Source organism: Nocardiopsis flavescens, from assembly GCF_900141985.1.
In the GTDB taxonomy this organism is placed as follows: domain Bacteria; phylum Actinomycetota; class Actinomycetes; order Streptosporangiales; family Streptosporangiaceae; genus Nocardiopsis; species Nocardiopsis flavescens.
Genome location: NZ_FQZK01000002.1, coordinates 326,640 through 344,620 on the forward strand (window position 1 = coordinate 326,640; position 17,981 = coordinate 344,620).

Here is a 17,981-nt window from a genome sequence, read left to right on the forward strand (position 1 = left end):
ACTAGAGTGGGAACACGGTCGGGGGACCCCCGCGCCGCGGCCACCGCGTCCGCCGACCGGTCCGCAGGGCTCGGCCCCGTTCCCTCCGCACGCGCGGCACGGACCGTGCAACGACCGGTCCGCGGTGATCAGGTGGGGGAGGCCCTCGCGGTCCTCAGCCGCGGCTCACCCCGTCCGGCCAGATCACCTCGACCGGCAGCCCCTGCTGACGGGCGGTCTCCACGGCGTCCCCGGTCCCGCCGCGGCCGTCGGCCGGCTGGCCGTCCCAGACGGCGAAGAGCCGCTCCGCCCGGGAGAGGAGCGTCTGGTTCGCCTCCTCGTAGGCCTCCCGGCCCGCACGGCGGTGCGGCATGTAGCGGACCGAGGCCGCGCGGATGAGCAGGTCGTCGAAGGAGTCCCGCTCGTGCGGTTTGACCTTGTTCTCACGGTAGTCGGCCGACGGCAGGACGACCTCGACACGGCCGCCCGCCTCCAGGACGGCCGAGGCGAAGAGCTGGTCCGCGCCGCGTGCCAGGCACGAGATGCCCACCAGGTCGCCGTCCCGGTAGGGCGCGAGGGCTTCGGCGAGTGCGCCTCTGACGACCTGGGCGTTCTCTCCGGTCAGGTTCGAATGTCCGGTGATACCTATCCGTGTCACAGCATCCCTTTCATGTACGGGGGAGTGGAAGAAGGGTAAGGGAGAGCTCTTCGCGCAACTCCGCCACGTCCGGGTGTCTGTGCGCGCTTGCGGCCTCGGTGTGCCAGTCCTCCAACCGTCTGCGCACCCGGCCCGAGCCCAGGGCGGAGCGGGAGGCCGACACGCCGCGCACGGAGGCCGCGGAGGCGCCGGGCTCGCCCAGGACCAGGTAGGTCCGGCCCAGCCCGATCCGGTCGAACGCGCGCCCCTTCTCCTGGTGGTCGCCCCGCGACTCCAGCGCCCGCAGGATGTACTCCGCCGACCGCTCCGCGTACCGCCGCCTCTCCCCGGGCTCGCTCTGGCTGCGCCCCAGGTCCCGGTAGCGGGCGCCGATCACCCCCGACAGCTCCGCGCGGTCGAAGCTCCTCGCCCACAGGGGCGGCTGCTCCCCTCCCCGGTCGAACAGGTCCTCGGCCTGGCGGACGGAGCGGCGGAAGGCCTCGGCCCGGCCCATGTGCGCGTACGACCACGCCTCCCGTGTGCGCAGCAGGGACCGGGCGACCGGCGGCAGGCCCAGGGAGTCGGCCTTGTCCAGGGCCAGCCGGGTGATGTCGAGGGCGTCCTCGGGGTGGTGCAGGTCGAGCATCTGGCGCGCCATGTCGGCCAGGACGCCGACGCCGTAGGCACGGTGCTCGGGCCCGGCCTGCTGCAGAGCCCTGAGGGAGATCCCGTAGTAGCGCTGCGCGGTGGCGTGGTCCCCGGAGTCGAAGGACATCGACGCCACGATCTTGGCGAGCTCCGCCATCACGGCGAAGAGCCGCGACTGGACCTGCGCCCCCTGCGGGTACTCCACGAGTTCGGAGACCTCGGAGAGCTGGCCGATCACCGCCTTCCTCCGCGTCCCCATTCGCCACCGCTCGCTCCAGTGGCGCAGGCAGACCGTGGCGGCCTCAATTCTCTCGAGTTCCAGTTCCCCGATCGAATTCCTGCCGTTGACCGGTCTTGTGGGCCTCGGTGCCAACCAGTGTTCGACCAGCTCCGTCAGGGCGGCACCGGCGATCAAACCGCCGCCGACCGCGAAAGCGTCTCTGCGTTTCATCAGGTCCCTCAACGTGATCTCGGCGATCTCACCCGCCGTTGTGGTGGAGGGAGACAATTCGCCGTGCTGTAGAGACGGTTCTGTCCAAAAATCCACAGGATCATGCTTTTCCGGACCATCGGCGAGGCCGAGGGCGCGCCGGGCCTGGGTGGGCATCTCCAGGCCGTCCGCGACACGCATCCATGTGTCGAGCGCGGTCACGGACCTGCGCCCGGACATGATCGCGCTCACGTGGGGCTGGGCCATGTCCACCGCGGATCCGATGACCTGCTGACTCGCACCGGTGTGCTGCCGGAGAAGGCCGAAGAGGGTCCCCGCGTCCCGCTCGGTGAGGGACCGGCGGACGTCCCGGCGGTTCCAGAAAGGCAGCGGTGGTCTCAGCGACGCGTGGGCCAGGTGTTTTGGCATTCATACCACCGTTGTATATCCGTGCGGGATTCCTAGAGGAAGGGTGAGCGGGTTCCCATGTCCCTGTTCATCCTTACCCAGAACGAACGGCCGTGTAATGGACTCAAGACCCTGATCGGGTCCGGACCGCGGCGGACGGAGTCCGTGCACCTTGAAATTCCCGACACGGTGCGGAGCGCAGCGGCGGAACGGCCCCGCACGAGGAACAGAACTCCACCCGGCGGACCGGTGGTCCCGGTGACCTCCCTCAGCGACGACCTCGTCGGGGGGCTCCTGGCCCGGGGCCTGCTGCCGGCGCAGTGGCGGCCCGCCTTCGAGTCCGTGCCGCGCCACCTCTTCGTCCCCGACCGGTTCGAGGGGGGCGGGGGAGCGCTCCAGGACAGGGACGGGGACGAGGACGGGTGGCTCCGCGCGGCCTACGCCGACTCCCCGGTCCTCGAACCGCCGGGGCCGGGGGAGGAGGACGCCGGCGGGCCCCGCTCCTGGCTGTGCTCCCCGTCGCTGGCGGCCGAGCTCCTGACCGCCGCCCGTGCCACACAGGGCATGCAGGTCCTGGAGGTCGGCTCCGGAAGCGGCTACTGCGCGGGACTGCTCGCGAGGAGGCTCGGCGAGGACGCCGTCACGGTCGTGGAACGCGGCGCCGCACAGTCCGAGCGCGTACGGGTGCGCCTGGCCTCCACCGGGCTGGAGCCGCGGGTGGTCACGGGACCGGGGTGGTCGGAGCAGGCACCCCGCGACCGCGTGCTGAGCTTCGCCCCCGTCGACCGGATCCCCTGCGCCTGGATACGCCGGTGCCAGCCCGGCGGCCGGATCCTGGTGCCCTGGGGGGACGTCTCCGGCCAGTACGCCCTGGCCGACCTGGGCGTGGGCGCGGACGGTACGGCGCGGGGCCGGTTCTCGCGGCTGCGGGGGAACGGCGGCCGCCACGACGGGGCGGGGCACTGGCGCCGGCTCTCACGGAGCCTGCGCCCCGAGGCCGACCTGCCCGTCCGCGGATCGGAGCTGGGCCGCGCCGAGCTGCTCGACGCCTCCGCGGCGTTCGCCGCGGGGCTCCTCCTGCCCGGGGTGGGCCGAGCGGTGCGCCACGGGTCCGGCCCCGTCCTGTACCTGTGCCTCGTGGACGCGGACACGGGCTCCTGGGCGCTCGTGCGCGCGCCGGTCGAGCCCGGGGGCGAGGGGTCCGAGGTGCGCCAGAAGGGCCCCCGGTACCTGGCCGACGAACTCGAACGGGCCCACGGGCTCTGGCGGGAGGCCGGCCGCCCGGCCCCCGACCGGTTCGGCCTCACGGTGACGGCCGACCGGCAGACCGCCTGGCTCGACGACGAGTCGACGGTGCTTCACGTTTCCCCACCACCCCGAGGAGTAGAGCCATGAGCCGAACCCGCGTCCACCTGAACGGCGCCTGCACCGAGCGCCGCTGGAAGTCCCGCTGGTATCCGGGCGACCCCGGCCGCATCTCCGCCGCCCGCGGCGACCTGCGGCAGGACCTCTCCTTCCTCCCCGGCGTGGGCGAGGACATCGAGGACTCCCTCACCCTGTGCCTCAGCGAGATGTTCACCGGCGCCCTGGCCCGCGCCTCCTGGGCCGGCCGCGGGATCATCGTGTTCCGGAGCCTGTCCCTGCGCCGAAGAGGGCTGTCCCAGCGCGTCTTACGCCTGTCCGTGGGCGAGCGGGAGTCCGCGGAGGCGCTGCCGGTCCCGCCGGTCCGGGACGGCGTGGAGCAGACCGAGGGGGCGGGGCTGACCCTCATCTCGCACTTCGCCGACCGCTGGGGGAGCCGGCGGATCGGGGCCAGGGAGGAGGAGTGGACGTACCTCGTGTGGGCCGAGTTCGACCTCGACCCGCCCTCCCGGTGACGCCGTCGCCGCGGGGATGTCCGCCGGCGGTACCGGCCCGGCGGCGACAGGGCTCACCTGTCCCCCCGGGCCCCGGGTGTTGGCCGCACCCTGGGTCCCGCCGACGGAATCCGCATGACCCCCCTAGCACTGAAGGGTTCTCCCCCAGGGTAACCCGCGCGCGGCTGTATCTTGAAGTCGAGGTACCTGTTTTGAGCGATCATCCAAAGCCTGCGGGAACCGTACGAATCATCCCAGATCAGCGAGGGGTCGTCCCACCATGTGGACGACGGGTACCGGATTCCGTCGCCGGTCTGCTAGCGTGAAGATCGTTATGCTGCGCGAGCTCCTCCTTCTTAGTGGCCGCGGCGGGGATCGTTAAAAGGTCGACCCCCTCGCCGCGGGACTTCGGCTTGCCGTGTCGACCACGACATCACGCGCCACACTTTCCCGAGGAGTCACCGTCATGGTGCCGCAGCAGAAGACCAGTCCCATGCCGTTCCACCGTTACGAGCCCTTCGCTCCGGTGGACCTGCCGGACCGCACCTGGCCCGCGAAGACCATCACCGAGGCCCCCCGCTGGCTGTCCACCGACCTGCGCGACGGCAACCAGGCCCTGATCGAGCCCATGGACCCCGACCGCAAGCGCGAGATGTTCGACCTGCTGGTCAAGATGGGCTACAAGGAGATCGAGGTCGGCTTCCCCGCGGCGAGCCAGACCGACTTCGACTTCGTGCGCTCCCTGATCGAGGGCGACCGGATCCCCGACGACGTCCAGATCTCGGTCCTGACCCAGGCCCGCGAGGACCTGATCGAGCGCACGGTGCAGAGCCTGGTCGGCGCCCGGCGCGCCACCGTGCACCTGTACAACGCCACCGCGCCTACCTTCCGCCGCGTCGTCTTCAAGGTGGACCGCGAGGCCTGCAAGGCCATCGCCGTCGAGGGCACCCGGCACGTCATCCGCTTCGCGGAGCAGTACCTGGGCGAGACCGAGTACTTCGGCTACGAGTACTCGCCCGAGATCTTCATCGACACCGAGATCGACTTCGCCCTGGAGGTCTGCGAGGCCGTCATGGACGTCTGGCGCCCGGGCCCCGGCCGCGAGATCATCCTGAACCTGCCCGCCACCGTCGAGCGCTCCACCCCCAACGTCTACGCCGACCAGATCGAGTGGATGAGCCGCAACCTGTCGCGGCGCGAGCACGTGGTCGTGTCCGTGCACCCCCACAACGACCGCGGCACCGGGGTGGCCTCCGCCGAACTGGCCGTCATGGCCGGCGCCGACCGCGTCGAGGGCTGCCTGTTCGGCCACGGCGAGCGCACCGGCAACGTCTGCCTGGTCACCCTGGGCCTGAACCTGTTCAGCCAGGGCGTCGACCCGAAGATCGACTTCTCCGACATCGACGAGATCCGCCGCACCGTCGAGCACTGCACCCAGCTGCCCGTCGCCCCGCGCCACCCCTACGGCGGCGACCTGGTGTACACCGCCTTCTCCGGCTCCCACCAGGACGCCATCAAGAAGGGCTTCACCGCGCTGCGGGCCGACGCCGAGGCCGCCGGCGTCCCCGTGGAGGAGTACGGCTGGGACGTCCCCTACCTGCCCATCGACCCCAAGGACGTCGGCCGCAACTACGAGGCCGTCATCCGGGTCAACAGCCAGTCCGGCAAGGGCGGCGTCTCCTACATCATGCAGCGCGACCACTCGCTGGACCTGCCGCGCCGCCTGCAGATCGAGTTCTCCCAGGTCATCCAGAAGTTCACCGACACCGAGGGCGGCGAGTTCTCCGGCGGGCGCATCTGGGAGATCTTCTCCGACACCTACCTGCGCGAGGACGGCCCGGTCGCCGTCCTGGCGCACCGCTCCACCACCGACGCCGACGGCATCTACCGGATCGAGGCCGACGCCCGCGTCAGCGGCGAGATCCGCGAGCTGTCCGGCACCGGCAACGGCCCCATCTCCGCGTTCTGCGACGCCCTGACCGGCGTCGACGTCAAGGTGCGGGTCATGGACTACGTGGAGCACTCCATGGGCGGTGACGGCGACGCCCGCGCCGCCGCCTACGTCGAGGCCGAGATCGAGGGCCGCGTGGTGTGGGGCGTGGGCATCCACAGCAGCATCACCACCGCGTCGCTGCGCGCCCTGTGCAGCGCCATCGGCCGCGCCTGACCGCGAGCACGCGGGCGGGGGCCCGCGGTACCGCTCGGACCCGAGCGGTACCGCGGGCCCCTCGCCCGTTCCGGGGCCGGAGCGTCAGAGCGTGCCGAACGGCCCCGGGTCCGGGCCGCCCGCCAGTTCCGCGAACTCCCGGTTCATCCCCACCAGCTCGGCCACGGGCACCGGGGCCCGCCGCACCGCGGCCGGATCCCGCGCCGCCTCCCGCGTCCACAGGAACGGCGTCGCGGCCAGGCCCCGGTCCGGCGCCAGCCCGCCGACCTCCCCGCGCCACCCCGGCCAGCGCAGGTCGGCGTAGAAGTTCTCCAGGTTCTGCTCCTGGAGCATCCACAGCAGCCAGGAGGCGTAGGTGGCCTCCAGCGGCTCCCACCTCAGGGAGTCGGGGGCGAAGTAGACCATCTCGCCGGGGCGCCCCGGATACCGGTCGTCCTCGCAGGCCGGGCCGTTGAGCGCGAACACCCCGCCCAGCACGTCGTGCCCCACCACCAGCCGCACCGGGGGGCCGTGCACCACGGCGGCGCTGAGGTCGTTGACCTCGCCCAGCCCCGCCAGCCCGGCACCGCCGCCCCCGTGCACCCGCAGCCACCCGTCGTCCACGAGCAGGCCGCCGCTCTCCAGCGCCAGCGCGCCCAGGAACGACCGGGCGGTCACCTGGAGCCGGTGCAGGCAGGTGCGCCCCTGGGCCGGGTCCCCGGGCAGCGCCCGCACCGGGACCCGGGACCGCTCCAGGTGCCCCCGTACCTCCGGCCACCCGGGCCGGTCCACCTCGATCAGCTCACTGAGCTCGCGCACTCGTTCCCTCCCGCCCGCGGCGAACGCCTCTCACTCCGGTGCCGATCACCCTAGTACCGCCCCGTGACACCCCGCTCGGCAGGCCGAAAACCCCTGGCGGCGGGGGTTCGGGCGGTGGGAGCATTCCGGGCATGGTGCACAGCGAGATCATCCAGCGGACCCTGCGGGTCCCCCTGCCCGCGTCCGGGAGCGGCGACGGCGCCGCCGCGGTGCGGCGGCTCGACGCCGCGCTGCTGCCCCTCGGGTTCGCCCTCACCGGGGGCCTGCGGGCCCGCCTGGAGGCCCTGGCGCCCGACGCCGTGCTGCGCACCGCCCTGCCCCTGCTCGCCGCCGTCCGCGAGCTCGCCGGCGCCGGCGCCGAGCACAACGTGTACTTCGCGGACTTCCCCGAGAACGTCCCCGACACCGTGGATTTCTGGCTGGAGTGCCTGGTCGGCGCGCTCACCGACCCGGCGCACCGGGACCGGGTGGACCTGGGGCCCGGCGGGCTCGACCTGCTCTCCCTGCCCGCCTACGGCCGCCACCGGCACACCTACGCCGAACTGGCGGCCGTCCGCGACGCCTTCGTCGCCGGGAGCAAGGACCGCTGGACCCTGCTGCACCCCGGCGGAACCCCCGAGGAGGAGGCGCGCCTGCACTACACGGACCTGGCCGGGTCGACGGTGCCGCTCTCCGGAGCCGACCGCGACCTGCTGGGCCGCCTGGCCGCCGCCTGCCCCGACCACGAGCCGCCCGCCGTCCCGGTCCGGGAGAACCGGGCCGTGGTCAACGCCGCCCGCGTGCGCGCCGGGCACCCGCCCCTCCTCGACACCGTCACCGACGTGCTGCGCCTGGCCCAGGCACTGTCCGACGGCGACCCCACCCTGGTGCGGCCCGCGCGCCTGCGCTCCTTCACCCGCCGTGAGCGCCGCCTGCTGCTCACCGCCCTGGACGGGATCGTCGCCGCCGACCCGGGCCGGCTCGCCGACGTCGGCCGCCGCGTCCAGGGCTGGAAGCGGCTGGGGGAGGGACTGCACCCGCACGAGTACCCCGCGCTGGCCCACGCCCGCGACGTGTTCGCGGTGGCCCGGGGCGACAAGCGCGTGCGCACCCTGGCGGCCCGGGTGGAGACCGCGTTCCGGGCCGGGGACGTGCCCGCCGCCGTCGACCTGCTGTCCGCCGCGCCCGGGACCCTGGTGCGGTCCCTGGACCGGATCATGGTCGCGGGCGGCCCCGCCGCCACCGGCCTGCTGGTGGAGCGGCTGGAGGCGGTCGGCCACCGGGTGTCGGGCCGCGTGCTGGCCTCGGCCCGCGAGCAGCTCGCCAACCGGAGCCTGCCCGGTTCGGTGCGGCTGTTCGCCAACGAGAGCGCCCGGGGCTGGACGGCCCGGGACACCCGGACGCCGCTGCCCGAGGCCGGCACGGCCGCCGTGACGGCCGCGCTGGACGCCCTGATCGCCCGCCGGCTGCCCGGTTTCGACCTGCTGCTGGTCGACCCGGCCGTGCGCGACGTGGCCGTCCCGCGCTCGGGCCGCGGCACCTCCGGGGGCCTGGGCGTGCTGCCGCGCGGCAGCGTCACGGCGGTGGAGGGGGAGCGCCTGCGCTTCTTCGTGCACTGGGTCGAGGGCCAGGGCACCACCACCGACCTGGACCTGTCGGTGATGATGCTCGGCGAGGACTTCTCCCCCGTGGGGCAGGTCTCCTGGACCAACCTCAAGGCCGACGGGGTCGTGCACTCCGGAGACCTGGTGGAGGCCCCGGCTCCCGGCGGGGCCACCGAGATGATCGACATCGAACTGGGCGCCCTGGGGCCGCAGGTGCGGTACGTGGTGCCCCAGGTGCTGGTGTACAGCGGCGACCGGTTCACCTACCTGCCCGAGGCGTTCTTCGGCTACATGGCGCTGGACGCCGCGCAGCGGGGGATGCCGTTCGAGCCGCGCGCCGTCCGGGTCCGCTCCGACCTGGAGGGCGAGTCCCGGGTGCTGGTACCGCTGGCCTTCGCCAGGGGCGCGGACGGTACCTGGTCGGCACGCTGGCTGCACCTGTTCCTGGCGGCGGACGAACAGTTCAACCGGGTCGAGGACACCGGGGTCCCGGGCGCCCTGCTGGCCCGCGGGGTGCTGACGCGCCGGTACCTGACCGTCGGCGACCTCGTCGGCATGATGGTCGAACGCGGGACGCGGGTGCGCGAGGCGGGACCGCTCACGGAGGAGGAGGCCGAGGGGCTGGAGAGGGGGGAGCTGCGGGTCGGCCACCTGGGCACCGAACGCCCGGAGGGGCTGCCGGAGGGGGTGGAGTCGATCACCCTGCCGACGCTGGCCTCGCTGCTCCCCGACACCGGTCCCGAGCCGGGGCCGGTCGGCTGAGGGCCGCGGTGGAAACCCGGTGGCACGCGAACGCCCCGCCCGCTAACGTTGCGGGCGGGGCGGCACCGGACCGGCTTCCTTCTCCTCATTTCCTCTTTAGAAACGCAGCCGGACCACTCTCCGCCCCGTACTCCGGGCCCACGGGCCCGGCGGTGAGGCACCGGTCCCGCTTCCTTCTCGTTACCCCGCGAGGGGAACGCCCAGCAGGTCCTCCCACCTCACCGGCGCGGTGCCCGAGGCACCGGGAGAAGTCCGTCGCCGAAGGCGTCCTTTGAGGGTGGTGGAGGGCGACGGGCTTGTATGGGTCTGTCGCCGAAGGCGTCCTTTGAGGGTGGTGGAGGGCGACGGGCGGGCATCCGTCTCAACCCTCTCCGGAGGGCTCCACTGCTAATGGTCCAGCCCTCCCACCCTCCTCACCCGGCACCGCGTTCCAGGCTTCCCGGCACCGCGGTAGTGGTCTGTCGCCGAAGGCGTCCTTTGAGGGTGGTGGAGGGCGACGGGCGGGCTTCCTTCTCATTCTCGGACTCAGCAGCCGCACCCTCCGGGGCCCCTCACGGGGACGGGGCGGCCCGCGCGGATTCCCGCGCGGGCCGCCCCGTGGCTTCGCCGGCGCCTATTCCCAGCCGAACTTCTGCGTCCAGGCGTTGCCGGACTCGCCGACGCCGATCGCCTCCAGCCCGCAGTTCAGGATGTTCCTGCGGTGGCCGTCGCTGTTCATCCAGGCGTCCATCACCTGGGCCGCGCTGGTCTGCCCCTTGGCGACGTTCTCGGCGCCCCAGGCGTTGTACCCGTGGCGGCTGGCCCGCTCTCCGGGACCCTCGCCCTCGGGGTTCTCGTGGCTCATGTAGTCGCGCCGGTCCATATCCTCGCTGTGCTCCTGTGCCGCGGCGGTGAGCCGCGAGTCCACGCGGAGCGCGTCGCAGCCGGCGCCGGCGCGCTCGGCGTTGACCAGGCGCACGACCTCATCGGTGACGGCCGAGGAGGACCCCGTGCCGCCACCGCCACCACCGCCACCGCCGCCACCGCCGCCGTTGGAGCCGCCCGAGCCACCGCCACCGTTGGACCCGCCCGCGCCCTGGCCGCGGTCCCCGTCGTCGTCCTCGCTCTCGGAGTCCTCCGGAGAGGACGAGGCGGTGACGTCGGCGCTCTGCGGCTCGCTGTCGCCGGCCGGGGTGCGCTCCGACGCCGGCGCGTCCGGGGACACGAAGAAGTCCGGGTCCTCGGAGGCGTCCGGCACCTGCGGCGGCGCGGTGCTGACGGACGAGGCGGAGCCGTCGGGCAGCGCCGACCCGTCGGCCGTGGTCCGGAACGGGTTCAGTTCGTCACCGGCCCCCGTGACCAGCAGCGCTCCGGCCAGGGTCAGCCCCACGGGCACCGCCGCCAGGGCGACGAACAGGGGGACCGGTCTCCTGCGCTGGGAGCGCCGGGGGCTGGCCCGTCGTTTTCCTCGACGACCACGCGCCATGTTCGCTCTCCTCCGGTATGTGCGGGATTCAGGCGGTCCAGCTGCCTGAAGGGGGTTTTGTACCCTCGGGTGACTCTCTGTTCGCCCATGGCCACGTGCGTTCTGCGTGACCCGGTGTCAGACGTGCCGCGCCTGCGCGCGGCGGCGCCGGGGAGGCCGCGGGGGAAGGGCGGCGGGCCCGACGAGTGACATCTAGCGCGTGAGAGTAGACCAAATATCTTGAAAAGGGAATCCAAAACGTGATCAACCTGGTCAAGACGGTGTGCGTCCGGCATATGTGATCCATCCCGGCGCAAGGACGGTCACCGGTATCCGCGACAATGGGGGAGTGAGCCTCTACCGTGACGAGGGTGTCGTCCTGCGCAACCAGAAGCTGGGCGAGGCCGACCGCATCATCACCCTGCTGACCCGGCGCCACGGACTGGTCCGGGCGGTGGGCAAGGGGGTGCGGCGCACCCGGTCGCGGTTCGGCGCCCGGCTGGAGCCCTGCACCCACGTCGACCTCCAGCTGCACACCGGCAGGACCCTGGACGTCGTCACCCAGGCCGAGACGGTCCGCTCCTACGGCGAGGCGGTGGTCAACGACTACTCCCGCTACACCGCCGCCACGGCGATGCTGGAGACCGCGGAGAAGGTCGTCGCCGTCGAGAAGGACCCGGCCCTGCGCCAGTTCCTCCTGCTCCTCGGCGCGCTGCGCACCCTGGGAGAGGGCGTGCACGAGGCCCGGCTGGTCCTGGACGCCTACCTGCTGCGCTCCCTGGCCGTGGCCGGGTACGCCCCGGCCCTGTCCGAGTGCGCCCGCTGCGGCGACCGCGGGGAGCACCGCTCCTTCGCGATCCACGCGGGGGGCACGGTGTGCACGGTGTGCCGCCCGCACGGCAGCGTCCACCCCTCGCCCGACACCGTCCGCCTCATGTCCTCCCTGCTCGGGGGCGACTGGGCGGCGGCGGACGCCAGCGACCCCCGGCACCGCTCCGAGTGCAGCGGCCTGGTCGCGGCGTACCTACAGTGGCATCTGGAAAACGGAATCCGATCACTGCGCCATGTGGAGCGTTCTTGAGTCTGTTCAGCTTCGACACCGGTAACCGGCGGGAGTACACCGTGCCCGTCCCGCACGAGAGCGGGGCGCGCCCACCCGAGCTCCCCGCCGACCTGGTGCCCCGGCACGTCGCCGTGGTCATGGACGGCAACGGCCGCTGGGCCAAGCAGCGCGGCCTGCCGCGCACCGAGGGGCACAAGGCCGGTGAGTCGTCCCTCTTCGACGTCATCGAGGGCGCCCTGGAGCTGGGCGTGCCCAACCTCTCGGCGTACGCCTTCTCCACGGAGAACTGGAAGCGCTCCCCGGAGGAGGTCCGCTTCCTCATGGGCTTCAACCGCGACGTCATCCGCCGCCGCCGCGACGAGCTGCACGCCCGCGGGGTGCGCGTCACCTGGGCGGGCCGCTCCGGCATGCTCTGGAAGAGCGTCATCAAGGAGCTGCGCGACGCCGAGGAGATGACCCGCGACAACACCGCGCTCACCCTCCAGTTCTGCGTCAACTACGGCGGCCAGGCCGAGATCGTCGACGCCGTGCGCACCCTGGCCCGCAGGGCCGCGGCCGGGGAGATCTCCCCGGACAAGATCACCGAGGACACCCTCTCCCGGCACCTGTACTCGCCCGAGGTCCCCCCGGTCGACCTGTTCCTGCGCTCCTCGGGGGAGCAGCGGCTGTCCAACTTCCTCCTGTGGCAGTCCGCCTACGCCGAGTTCGTCTTCCTGGACACGCTCTGGCCCGACTTCGACCGCCGCGACCTGTGGCGGGCCTGCGAGATCTACGCCAGCCGTGACCGCCGCTACGGCGGAGCCGAGCCCAACCCGGTGGCCGGCGCCGCACAGAAGGAGGAGAAGTGACGGCCGACGACACACCGCTGCGCCCCGGCCTGTCCCTGGTCTCGATCGGGGACAGCTTCACCGAGGGCGTGGGCGACCCCTACCCGGACGGCTCGGGCTTTCGCGGCTGGGCCGACCGCACGGCCGAGCACCTCGCCGACCACCTGGGGGAGATCCGGTACGCCAACCTCGCCGTGCGCGGCAAGCTGATGCGCCAGATCGTCACCGACCAGCTGCCCCCGGTCCTGGAGATGGCCCCCGACCTGGTCACCCTCTGCGCGGGCGGCAACGACCTGCTGCGCCCGGCCGGAGACCCGGAGCGGATGGCCCGCGTCCTGGAGAACACGGTGTCCCGGCTGCGCGCCAACGGGTCCCGGGTCGTCCTGTTCACCGGCGTCAACATCGCCTCCGGGTACATGCGCGGCACCATCGGCCTGTTCGCCCGCTACTACATGAACGTCCGCGCCATCGCCGACCGCCACGACTGCCTGCTGGTCGACCAGTGGTCGATGCAGGTGCTGACCGACCCCCGCGCCTGGGACGCCGACCGGCTGCACATGTCCCCGGAGGGCCACCGCCGCCTCGCGCTGCGGGTGGCGGAGGTGCTGGGCGTCCCGGTCACCGGGCACTGGGACGAGCCCTGGCCCGAGGCGGGGCGGGTGGGCCGCGCCGAGGCGCTCCGGGAGGACCTCACCTGGGTCAGGGACTCCCTGGGCCCCTGGATCGGCCGCCGCCTGACCGGGCGCTCCTCCGGCGACACCGTGACCGCCAAGCGCCCGGAGCTGACGCGCCTCACCAAGGACCGCTGACCCCGCCCCGGGGCGCACCGCCGCGCTGCGCCCCGGGAGGCCCGGAACGGTGTGACGTCACGCTCAAAACCCGGGAATCCCAGAACCTACTGTCGCGTAACCATGGTGCGGAGCTGCATCATCGCTTACTATGAGCGGCTTTGGGACGAACGACCTCACCAGCAAGGACATCCTGTCCTACGTCGCCCTCGGTGACAGCTTCACCGAGGGCATGAGCGACCCCTACCCGGACAGCGACAGCGTGCCCAACGGCCGCTACCGCGGCTGGGCGGACCGGGTGGCCGAGCACCTCGCCGACGCCGTCGGCGAGGTCCGCTACGCCAACCTCGCGGTGCGCGGCAGGCTGATCCGCCAGATCGTCGACGAGCAGCTGCCCCGCGCGGTCGAACTCTCCCCCGACCTCATCACCCTCTGCGCCGGCGGCAACGACATCATCCGCCCCGGCGCGGACCCCGACGCCGTCGCGGCCGTGTTCGCCGAGGCCGTGGCCGAGCTGTCCCGCACCGGGGCGCGCATCGTGGTCTTCACCGGCTTCGACACCAACTGGCAGCCGGTCATGCGCCACATGCGCGGCAGGATCGCCACCTACAACATGCACCTGCGCGCCATCGCCGACCGCTACGGCTGCGACGTGGTGGACGTGTGGAGCATGCGGGCCCTCGACGACGCGCGGGCCTGGAACTGGGACCGCCTCCACCTGTCCCCGGAGGGCCACCGCCGCCTCGCACTGCGCGTGTGCGAGGTCCTGGGCGTCCCCGCCGACGGCGACTGGAACGAGCCGTGGCCGCCCGCCGAGCCCCGCGACTGGCGGGCCGCCCGCCAGGAGGACCTGCACTGGGCCCGCGAGTTCCTGGTGCCGTGGATCCACCGGCGGCTGACCGGGCGCTCCTCCGGCGACGACGTCACCGCCAAGCGCCCGGGCCTGGAGCCGCTGCGCCGGGAGCGCTGACCCGCTGCGCCGCCCCTCAGCGCAGGATCGACACGATCCGGCGGCAGGCGGCCGCCAGCGCCCGGTCACCGGTGAGGACGCTCCGCCCGGCGGCCTCACCGGGACCGATCCCCCGGGTGCACAGCAGCCACGCGGTTTCGGCGTCCATGCGCACCGTCGCGGCCGCCTCCGCCGCCGCGGCCCGGTCGTGCGCCCAGCCCCCGCCGGCGCGCACCACCGTCCACACCCCGCCCGCGGGGCCGTCCACGACCACGCGCGCCCGGGTCCCGGGCACGGCCGCGGTATCCCGCAGAGTGTACGGCAGGGCGCGCAGGAAGGTGTCCAGCACCGGCCCCGCCGCCTCCGGCGACAGGTCGGCGGGCAGCCCCGCGGCCAGGCGGATCTGCTGGCGGTGGGTCCAGTACTCGGTGAGCTCGCGGGCACAGTCGAACCAGGCCGGCGCCGGGTCCACCCCGGCCCAGGGCACCCCGAGCGAGGGGGCGTGCAAGTCCGTGTCGCGCCACAGGTCCGCGACCCACCGGCCGGTCAGCTCCAGGGTGCCGGTGAGGGCGGCGGGGCTGATCCTGCGCGTCCCGTCCACCCAGCGGGCGTTCTCCCGGTGCACGGTCTGCGCGACCGTCGCGCCCGGCTCCGGTCCCGGCCCGGGACGGTGGCCGTCGCGGCGCCCGGCCAGCCTGCCGTAGTCGTCGCCCAGCAAATGGGCGGCCAGGTCCCGCACGCTCCAGCCGGGAACGGCGGGGGCCTCCCAGTCCCCGGGCTCCAGGGAGTGCAGCAGGGACAGCAGAGCGGCCCGCTCGGCGGTGAACCGGGAGCGGACGTCGATCACGGGCCCCAGCAGCGGGTGGTCGTCCATGGACCCGTCTCTCGGACGGAGGCGCCCCCGCGGCGGACCGCGGGGGGCCGCCTCAGGCCCGGCGCGAGCAGGGCCCGCAGGTCCCGAAGATCTCCACGCTGTGCGTGACGCCGGTGAACCCGTGCGCCTCGCCCATCTCGGCGGCCCAGCGCTCCACGGCGGGCCCCTCCACCTCGACCGCGGTGGAGCACACCCGGCACACCAGGTGGTGGTGGTGGCTCTCGCTGCCGCAGGCCCGGTAGACGGCCTCGCCGTCGTCGGTGCGCAGCACGTCGATCTCACCGGAGTCGCTCAGCGCCTGGAGCGCCCGGTAGACCGTGGTCAGGCCGATCTTGGAGCCCTCGGCGCGCAGGGCCGCGTACAGGTCCTGCGCGCTGCGGAAACCGGCGGACGCGTCCAGCGCCTGTCGGACCGCCTCGCGTCGTGTCGTCGTACTCAACGGTTCACCCTCCCCGGATCGCTCTCGGGCATCGTACCGGCCGCCGCGGCGACCACCGGCGTCCGGGCGACGGCGCCGCGCCGCCCGGAGGCCCTGCGCAGCACCCCGCCCACGACCACGGCCACCACGAACACGCCCAGTGCCAGCAGCACGATCGTGGCGCCCGGGGCCAGGTCGGCGTAGAACGCGGTGCCCAGCCCGCCGAGCGAGGACAGCAGGCCGATCACCACCGCCAGGGACATCGTCACCCGGAAGCTCCGGGTGAGCTGCTGGGCGGCGACCACCGGCACGATCATCAGGGCGCTCACCATGAGCAGGCCCACCACCCGCATCGCGATCACCACGGTCAGCGCGGCGGTGACCGCCAGCAGCACGCTCAGGAAGCGCACGGGGAGCCCGTGCGCCCGCGCCACCTCCTCGTCCTGGCACAGCACGAACAGCTCGCGGCCGAACACCGCCACCACGGCGGCCACGCCCAGCGCGAGCACCGCGACGACCCACAGGTCCTCCTCGCTCACGGTGCTCACCGAGCCGAACAGGAACCCCGTCAGGGTGGCGTTGCCCGCCCCCGGGGTCAGGCCGATGAGGAGCACGCCGCCCGCGATGCCCCCGTAGAACAGCAGGGCCAGCGCCACGTCGCCGCTGGTGCGGGTGCGCACCCGCACCACCTCGATGAGGACCGCGCCGACCATCGACACGAGGGCGGCGGTGAGCACGGGCGAGGTGCCGGTGAGCAGGCCCAGGGCGACCCCGGTCAGGGCCACGTGCCCGATCCCGTCGCCCAGCAGCGCCAGCCGCCGCTGGACCAGGTAGGTGCCGATGACCGGGGTGATCAGGCCGACCAGCACCGCGGCGATGAGCGCGCGCCGCATGAACTCGTACTGGAGGAGGTCAATCACGGCCGGGCACCTCTAGTCGCATCAGGTCCGCGGGGGAGGCCGGCTCGGCCGCCCGCGGGTCGGGGTCGTTGGGGTCGGGGTGGGGGTGCTGGTGCTCGTGGCCGGGGCGGGCGCACTCGCCGGTCGGCGCGGGCGGGGCGCCGTCGTGCACGATCCGGCCCGAGTCCAGCACCACGGCGCGCTCGATGACGTCCTCCAGCGGTCCCAGCTCGTGCAGGACCAGGACCACGGTGGCTCCCCCCTCGCGCAGCCGCGCGATGGTGCGGGCGAGCGCCCGCTGGTTCTCGGCGTCCACCCCGGCCATCGGCTCGTCCATGACGAAGGTGTCGGGGCGCCCGGCCAGGGCGCGCGCGATGAGCACGCGCTGCTGCTGGCCCCCGGAGAGCTCGCGCACGGAGGCGCGGGCCAGGCCGGTCAGGCCGACCGCGTCCAGGGCCTCGTCCACCGCGGCCCGGTCGGCGCGGGTGGGCAGGGAGAGCCGCCGGCGCGCCGCGACCTGCCCGGAGGCGACGATCTCGCGCACCGTGGCGGGCACGGCGCCGCCCGCGGTGAGGCGCTGGGGCACGTACCCGATCCGGCGCCAGTCCCGGAACCGGGGCAGCGGCGCGCCGTGCACGCGGATGCCGCCGGAGGTGAGGGGCACGATGCCGAGCATCGCGCGCATGAGGGTGGACTTGCCCGACCCGTTGGGGCCCAGCACGGCCACCGTCCCGCCCGCGGGTATCGCGACGTTCACCCCGTCCAGGACGGGGACCCCGTCGTAGGCGACACGGGCGTCGAGGGCCTCGAAGGCGGGTGGGACGGATGCGTCCCTGATCTGGGCTGACACCGACCCATTATCACGAAAACGAAAATGATTGTCAAAACACCCGGGATCAGGGTGATAACGGTTCAAAAGCCCAGGAACCTCGCCACGGCCAGCACGCCGATCACCCCCACGACCAGCACCCGCGGCGACCGCTGGCGCGGGTCCAGCGAGGGCCAGGTCAGATACGCCAGCCAGCCCAGGAACAGCGCCACCGCCAGCAGGCACAGCCCGCCGACCGGCCCCGGGGCCAGCAGCCCCGCCACGAACAGCACCCCCAGCAGCACCGGGGAGAGCCACCGCGGCGACCGGTGCAGCCACACCAGCGGCACCGCGCTGCGCCGCTCCACCGCCCGCCGCACCGGACCCGCGTCCGGGGTGTACAGGGACTCCCCCCGGGGGAGGGGGCGCCCGCCGTCGCGCGCCTGCTTCTCGTCACCGTGCTCGGGAGGGGTCATGGGCGTCCTGTCCGGTCTGGGGGTCGCATCGGCCCGGGACCGCCGCCCCGGCCGCGGACCGGAACGCGGGCGTCCCGCCCGCCATCGTCACAGGACCGATACCCGTGCGGAGCGACCGATTCCCACTCCTGTGATACTTGTACCGAAACCCTAGTGCAGTGCCTCGG

Annotated in this window: 17 protein-coding genes and 1 pseudogene; 8 read left to right on the top strand and 10 right to left on the bottom strand. The window is 73.5% G+C overall.

Features of this window, described 5'->3' with window-relative positions; all coding sequences use genetic code 11:
* Window positions 1-154: 154 nt before the first annotated feature.
* From BUE45_RS05760 to BUE45_RS34000, 3 genes and pseudogenes are all read right to left on the bottom strand, one after another.
* On the bottom strand, window positions 155-637 hold the full coding sequence (locus tag BUE45_RS05760; protein WP_073376074.1) for a hypothetical protein: 483 nt from the start codon (window positions 635-637) through the stop codon (window positions 155-157).
* 10 nt (window positions 638-647) lie between these two features.
* A complete protein-coding gene (locus BUE45_RS05765) occupies window positions 648-1,715 on the bottom strand; it encodes an NsdA family TPR-like regulatory protein (protein ID WP_245832828.1) in 1,068 nt (355 codons plus the stop codon).
* A 141-nt stretch (window positions 1,716-1,856) separates the two neighbouring features.
* Window positions 1,857-2,123, bottom strand: a pseudogene (locus tag BUE45_RS34000) (helix-turn-helix domain-containing protein); the annotation flags it as partial.
* A 237-nt stretch (window positions 2,124-2,360) separates the two neighbouring features.
* Between BUE45_RS34000 and BUE45_RS05770 the strand changes: the two are divergent.
* The 3 genes from BUE45_RS05770 (at window position 2,361) to leuA (ending at window position 6,125) form a co-directional block, all read left to right on the top strand.
* A complete protein-coding gene (locus tag BUE45_RS05770) occupies window positions 2,361-3,497 on the top strand; it encodes a methyltransferase domain-containing protein (protein ID WP_073376456.1) in 1,137 nt (378 codons plus the stop codon).
* On the top strand, window positions 3,494-3,979 hold the full coding sequence (locus tag BUE45_RS05775) for an ATP-binding protein (RefSeq protein ID WP_073376078.1): 486 nt from the start codon (window positions 3,494-3,496) through the stop codon (window positions 3,977-3,979). Before BUE45_RS05770 ends, BUE45_RS05775 begins: the two co-directional genes overlap by 4 nt.
* Window positions 3,980-4,424: 445 nt before the next feature.
* Window positions 4,425-6,125 carry a 2-isopropylmalate synthase gene (gene leuA, locus BUE45_RS05780; RefSeq protein WP_073376080.1) on the top strand — a complete coding sequence of 567 codons (1,701 nt, stop codon included), beginning with the start codon at window positions 4,425-4,427 and terminating at the stop codon, window positions 6,123-6,125.
* 84 nt (window positions 6,126-6,209) lie between these two features.
* Here the strand turns inward: leuA and BUE45_RS05785 are convergent, their stop codons facing one another.
* Entirely contained in the window at window positions 6,210-6,923 is a 714-nt protein-coding gene (locus BUE45_RS05785) for a DUF2625 family protein (RefSeq protein WP_073376082.1), read from the bottom strand.
* A gap of 131 nt (window positions 6,924-7,054) precedes the next feature.
* On the opposite strand from BUE45_RS05785, the gene BUE45_RS05790 reads away from it, so the two are divergent.
* Complete coding sequence (locus BUE45_RS05790; RefSeq protein WP_073376084.1) at window positions 7,055-9,268, top strand: TerD family protein; 2,214 nt, start codon at window positions 7,055-7,057, stop codon at window positions 9,266-9,268.
* Window positions 9,269-9,881: 613 nt separating this feature from the next.
* Here BUE45_RS05790 and BUE45_RS05795 read toward each other — a convergent pair.
* Window positions 9,882-10,733 carry a CAP domain-containing protein gene (locus BUE45_RS05795; protein ID WP_073376086.1) on the bottom strand — a complete coding sequence of 284 codons (852 nt, stop codon included), beginning with the start codon at window positions 10,731-10,733 and terminating at the stop codon, window positions 9,882-9,884.
* Between the two features lie 328 nt (window positions 10,734-11,061).
* Here BUE45_RS05795 and recO point away from each other — a divergent pair, with 328 nt between their 5' ends.
* The 4 genes from recO to BUE45_RS05815 all read left to right on the top strand — a co-directional run bounded on the left by recO (window position 11,062) and on the right by BUE45_RS05815 (window position 14,360).
* Window positions 11,062-11,793 carry a DNA repair protein RecO gene (gene recO / locus BUE45_RS05800; RefSeq protein WP_073376088.1) on the top strand — a complete coding sequence of 244 codons (732 nt, stop codon included), beginning with the start codon at window positions 11,062-11,064 and terminating at the stop codon, window positions 11,791-11,793.
* A complete protein-coding gene (locus BUE45_RS05805) occupies window positions 11,790-12,623 on the top strand; it encodes an isoprenyl transferase (protein ID WP_073376090.1) in 834 nt (277 codons plus the stop codon). Before recO ends, BUE45_RS05805 begins: the two co-directional genes overlap by 4 nt.
* The gene (locus BUE45_RS05810) at window positions 12,620-13,411 is read left to right on the top strand and encodes an SGNH/GDSL hydrolase family protein (protein ID WP_245832829.1); all 792 of its coding nucleotides are present in this window, start codon (window positions 12,620-12,622) and stop codon (window positions 13,409-13,411) included. Before BUE45_RS05805 ends, BUE45_RS05810 begins: the two co-directional genes overlap by 4 nt.
* Before the next feature lie 130 nt (window positions 13,412-13,541).
* Window positions 13,542-14,360, top strand: a complete 819-nt coding sequence (locus BUE45_RS05815) for an SGNH/GDSL hydrolase family protein (protein ID WP_073376092.1) — start codon at window positions 13,542-13,544, stop codon at window positions 14,358-14,360.
* 16 nt (window positions 14,361-14,376) lie between these two features.
* Here the strand turns inward: BUE45_RS05815 and BUE45_RS05820 are convergent, their stop codons facing one another.
* The 5 genes from BUE45_RS05820 to BUE45_RS05840 form a co-directional block, all read right to left on the bottom strand.
* Entirely contained in the window at window positions 14,377-15,213 is an 837-nt protein-coding gene (locus BUE45_RS05820) for a maleylpyruvate isomerase family mycothiol-dependent enzyme (RefSeq protein WP_073376094.1), read from the bottom strand.
* Window positions 15,214-15,265: 52 nt separating this feature from the next.
* Window positions 15,266-15,652 (bottom strand): Fur family transcriptional regulator, encoded by a 387-nt coding sequence (locus BUE45_RS05825; protein WP_073376096.1) that lies wholly within the window; start codon window positions 15,650-15,652, stop codon window positions 15,266-15,268.
* Entirely contained in the window at window positions 15,649-16,551 is a 903-nt protein-coding gene (locus tag BUE45_RS05830) for a metal ABC transporter permease (RefSeq protein ID WP_073376098.1), read from the bottom strand. The genes BUE45_RS05825 and BUE45_RS05830 overlap by 4 nt, the downstream gene beginning before the upstream one ends.
* On the bottom strand, window positions 16,544-17,380 hold the full coding sequence (locus BUE45_RS05835) for a metal ABC transporter ATP-binding protein (RefSeq protein WP_073376100.1): 837 nt from the start codon (window positions 17,378-17,380) through the stop codon (window positions 16,544-16,546). The genes BUE45_RS05830 and BUE45_RS05835 overlap by 8 nt, the downstream gene beginning before the upstream one ends.
* Window positions 17,381-17,442: 62 nt before the next feature.
* Window positions 17,443-17,814, bottom strand: a complete 372-nt coding sequence (locus BUE45_RS05840; RefSeq protein WP_073376102.1) for a DUF6703 family protein — start codon at window positions 17,812-17,814, stop codon at window positions 17,443-17,445.
* Window positions 17,815-17,981 lie beyond the last annotated feature (167 nt).